This window comes from Nostoc sp. FACHB-888 (assembly GCF_014696655.1).
GTDB lineage: Bacteria > Cyanobacteriota > Cyanobacteriia > Cyanobacteriales > Nostocaceae > Nostoc.
Genome location: NZ_JACJQM010000325.1, coordinates 1 through 3246, shown reverse-complemented (window position 1 = coordinate 3246; position 3246 = coordinate 1). Strand labels below are relative to the sequence as shown.

The following is a 3246-nucleotide window of genomic DNA, read 5'->3' as shown; positions in this document are numbered from 1 at the left end:
TATGAAAGTGACTTTCATAATGTACTCTAGTTATACCCCGCTAGTTGCTAGCGGCTCCATACCAGAAACGAATCACACAGCGGTACAATCTGCGATCACGCAATTCTGCCAATGCCTTACCAGCCTCAAAAAACGCCCGTTCCACACGGCGCTCTAGGTGAAGGCGGTAAGCGTAGCCATGCCGTCAGGCTTATCGCGCTGTTCCTGCTCAGTTAATTCTGGAATTTCAACAGCAGTAACCGTAATTGTCGCTAAAACTGGGTTTTCTGGCTCAAAAATATCCTCAGCAGAGCTAGCAGGCGGTGTGTTGTCACTGGATGAAGCAGGGATATCCTTTTTTCGCCTAGAGGATGGCCTTTTCGTCATTCCAACGTTTTTAATTCAATAGTATTTCTCTAAAGTGGATTGCTCGCGTTGCAAGTGAGTTTTAACTATTTATTACAAGCAGGAGTAATTACTGAGTTAAGGAAACGCAGGGAGGAACAAGAGGGTTTACACTTCAAAAATTAATCCTCAAATTGTATCCCTGAATTTATACCCAAGACTTATTTAACTCATACAGACTTTCTTCAAAAATGCACTACTTTGCGGCAGTGATTATTAAAGAGAGAGAAGCAGAATTAGCTACCCACATCTGTTACCTCCCTCAACTCAAATAAATCAGCTAAGTCACACCGGAAGTAATCACATAACTTTTCAATCGTTTCTGTATCCACCCGCTTAAAGTCGTTGGTGAACAGCCGATAAACAGCTGGGTAAGAAATGTTAGAACTTCTGGCAACTTCAGCCAATGACAGTGTTGGGTTTTTTTCAGCCATAAGCACAGCTAGGCGGCAATGCATTTTCCTCATCTGGCGACAATTCTCTTAAATTCTAAGTTGAAATTAGAGGAGAAAGCCCCTGTTACTCCTGCACGACGGGGTTTTCTAATGGCTCCTAAAGGTGGAGTAAAAATGAGTCTTATGGCGGACACGGCTTGTTAGAAAAACCGATTTTACTAATGAAACGTCAGTTCGGGTTAAGAAGATTTATTCAGCGTTAGTTGACGGAAACGACGCAAACACGTTGACATATCTCAGAATCAAGCAACGGTGTAACAAGGGTTTGGGCTTATCCCGAACTCAGGTTAAATATTATCTCTGCGACCTTCTGTCGGCTGAATTTTTGGCAAGTAGCACTATTACAGTAATTGGAGCGAAGAATACTCCAAGGAAAAACCATAGCCATGCGTTGCGACCAGTATTCTGGGCCCACAATGCACAAAACGCTCCAACACAAAATATCGCAATACTTCCAACTTGCCTAACATCGCCTTCTAGGCTAGAGACTTGATCCTTTAAACTTGTGACTTCTGACTTTAAACTTGAAACAAGTGACTTTAAATTTGCAATTTCTGACTCTAAGTTTGCAATTTGCAACTTCTCTTTTGTGGCGTTTGGTGTATTTTACTGGGCAATCCAAAAGCTTATTTCTGAATCCCTTATATAAACGCCCAAAATTTGCTGAACACAATCTCCCTCTTTATCTCTGCTGATATAACTTGCCATGATTCTACCTTGATAATTTAGTATAAAGCAATTAACTTGTTATATAAAGCTTATTTGATGTTGCCTTAACTGTTAATAATAAATAATTCTTAAATAACCAATATTTATTAATAATAAATATCCCTGCTGGGGGATTGTTGTGTATCAAATATTATGTTTTTAATGAATTAGTACCTGATTTAACAAGAAAACTTCTCGGTTAATTCTAACCTCTACTTCCCCGAAAACTTGAAGCGGGGGTTCTTTATAAGCTAGTCACAGCCAGAGATGTAACTCTCATAAAAGCTATGTTTGGCGACAAGCCGCAACTCTTGGAGACACTACCCGAATGCGTTTATGTACACTGTTTGAAGCTGGTATGCAACTGCTCCCAAAGCCAAAAGCACCAATCCACCCGCGATTTCTTTTACCGAACAGCTTCGGATAGATATGCAAGCAAGCTTGGAATAGCAGGAGAGCATAAGAAATGCTGAAATTAACTTACACTCAAAGCAGCTTTTATTTAGAATGTCTTACTCTGTCGCTAGAAGAATGGGTAGCCCAGCGAGTGATTTTGTCCCTGCGAGTTGGGCAAAGTTTATCAATTCAACCTAGCACCGCCTCCTTTTTGCTTCCTGCTGATTTACCAGGAGTAGAAGTGCTTAAGGCTGAGGTAAAAAGAGATGACACAGAGATTGTCACCCTTTATGCCTGCGATGCCGAATATATGGAAGTCACCCTGCGAGGTTCTTGGTTATTAGATAGTTCTAAGGATGCTGTAGGTGTGTTTTTCACCACTATGAGCCATCACACTGAGTTATTTTTGCACAGACTTTGGCAGGAAGCTGAAACTTCGGTACGGTGTAGATAGGTCATCTGCAATAGTTCTACAGCACTACTAACACCTTTAGAAAAGTTTCTAAAGGCATTAATGTTCCGTTATTTTATTGAAGTTGTCAAAGTCTTTCTATTGTAGATTGGCTATTTTCGGTAAGCGTAGTTTTGGTAATCTCCCGCCAATATCAGAGGTGGGAGTTTAAGTAACCTGAGTTCGGGACAAGAAATACTCAAAAGCTTTGAATTCTCGTTGTTCGGTCTAAAGCTCTGTTTTCATCTATTGTCAATAAGACATATTGCTGAGATTAGTTTCATTTATGAACCTTATTGACAAAATGATTCCACTTTTATCCCTGCTTTGATCAATTCCAGTTTTATTCAATCCTGACAGAATAAGCTTTTTAGCTTCTGGCTTAACCCGAACTCAGGTTAAGTAAGTTGAGTTATTTTTGCTAAATAACTCAACTGCATTGCCTGAATATTTTGGCTATCGGGCCAAACTCTCGACACTCAAAGGAACCATATCCCCATTCCTGGTCAGCCCTAGCAACATCGGTTCTTGGGATTGAATTAGTTGACCTGTGAGTACACAGCGTTCTTCTTGTTGAGCTGTGGCAGCGATACTAGCTCGAATGTCGACTCGGGAAAATCGAGGCTTCCATTCACCTGATTTTTGCTGAACATAATTCCAAAGGACATCTCGAATCAAAGCTTGATATCCCTGATAACCAGCTACTTCTTTGAGCTTATCTTTGAGTTCTCGCTCTAGGCGGATGCTGGTGACTTCCATATCAGTGGTTGGGATGCGAGCGCTCGTATGCATTACTATTTCTCCTTGAAGATATAGACAAGATATAGGACTAGTATTTGATTTTTGAAAAAA

At 40.5% G+C, this 3246-nt stretch carries 4 protein-coding genes; 1 reads left to right on the top strand and 3 read right to left on the bottom strand.

The features are described 5' to 3' along the window. Nucleotides 1-153 precede the first annotated feature (153 nt). Together H6G26_RS40120 and H6G26_RS40115 are read right to left on the bottom strand one after the other, a co-directional pair. A complete protein-coding gene (locus H6G26_RS40120; RefSeq protein ID WP_277883973.1) occupies nt 154-366 on the bottom strand; it encodes a hypothetical protein in 213 nt (70 codons plus the stop codon). 254 nt (nt 367-620) lie between these two features. Next, nucleotides 621-842 carry a helix-turn-helix transcriptional regulator gene (locus tag H6G26_RS40115; protein ID WP_277883974.1) on the bottom strand — a complete coding sequence of 74 codons (222 nt, stop codon included), beginning with the start codon at nt 840-842 and terminating at the stop codon, nt 621-623. Between the two features lie 1171 nt (nt 843-2013). On the opposite strand from H6G26_RS40115, the gene H6G26_RS40110 reads away from it, so the two are divergent. Then, the gene (locus H6G26_RS40110) at nt 2014-2397 is read left to right on the top strand and encodes an alr0857 family protein (RefSeq protein ID WP_190737525.1); all 384 of its coding nucleotides are present in this window, start codon (nt 2014-2016) and stop codon (nt 2395-2397) included. A gap of 453 nt (nt 2398-2850) precedes the next feature. On the opposite strand, the gene H6G26_RS40105 is transcribed toward H6G26_RS40110, so the two are convergent. Beyond that, nucleotides 2851-3186 carry a hypothetical protein gene (locus H6G26_RS40105; protein WP_190737523.1) on the bottom strand — a complete coding sequence of 112 codons (336 nt, stop codon included), beginning with the start codon at nt 3184-3186 and terminating at the stop codon, nt 2851-2853. Nucleotides 3187-3246 lie beyond the last annotated feature (60 nt).

Coding starts and splice junctions, on each gene's coding strand:
- H6G26_RS40120 (WP_277883973.1), bottom strand. CDS start 366: ATGACGAAAAGGCCATCCTCTAGGCGAAAAAAGGATATCCCTGCTTCA.
- H6G26_RS40115 (WP_277883974.1), bottom strand. CDS start 842: ATGCATTGCCGCCTAGCTGTGCTTATGGCTGAAAAAAACCCAACACTG.
- H6G26_RS40110 (WP_190737525.1), top strand. CDS start 2,014: ATGCTGAAATTAACTTACACTCAAAGCAGCTTTTATTTAGAATGTCTT.
- H6G26_RS40105 (WP_190737523.1), bottom strand. CDS start 3,186: ATGCATACGAGCGCTCGCATCCCAACCACTGATATGGAAGTCACCAGC.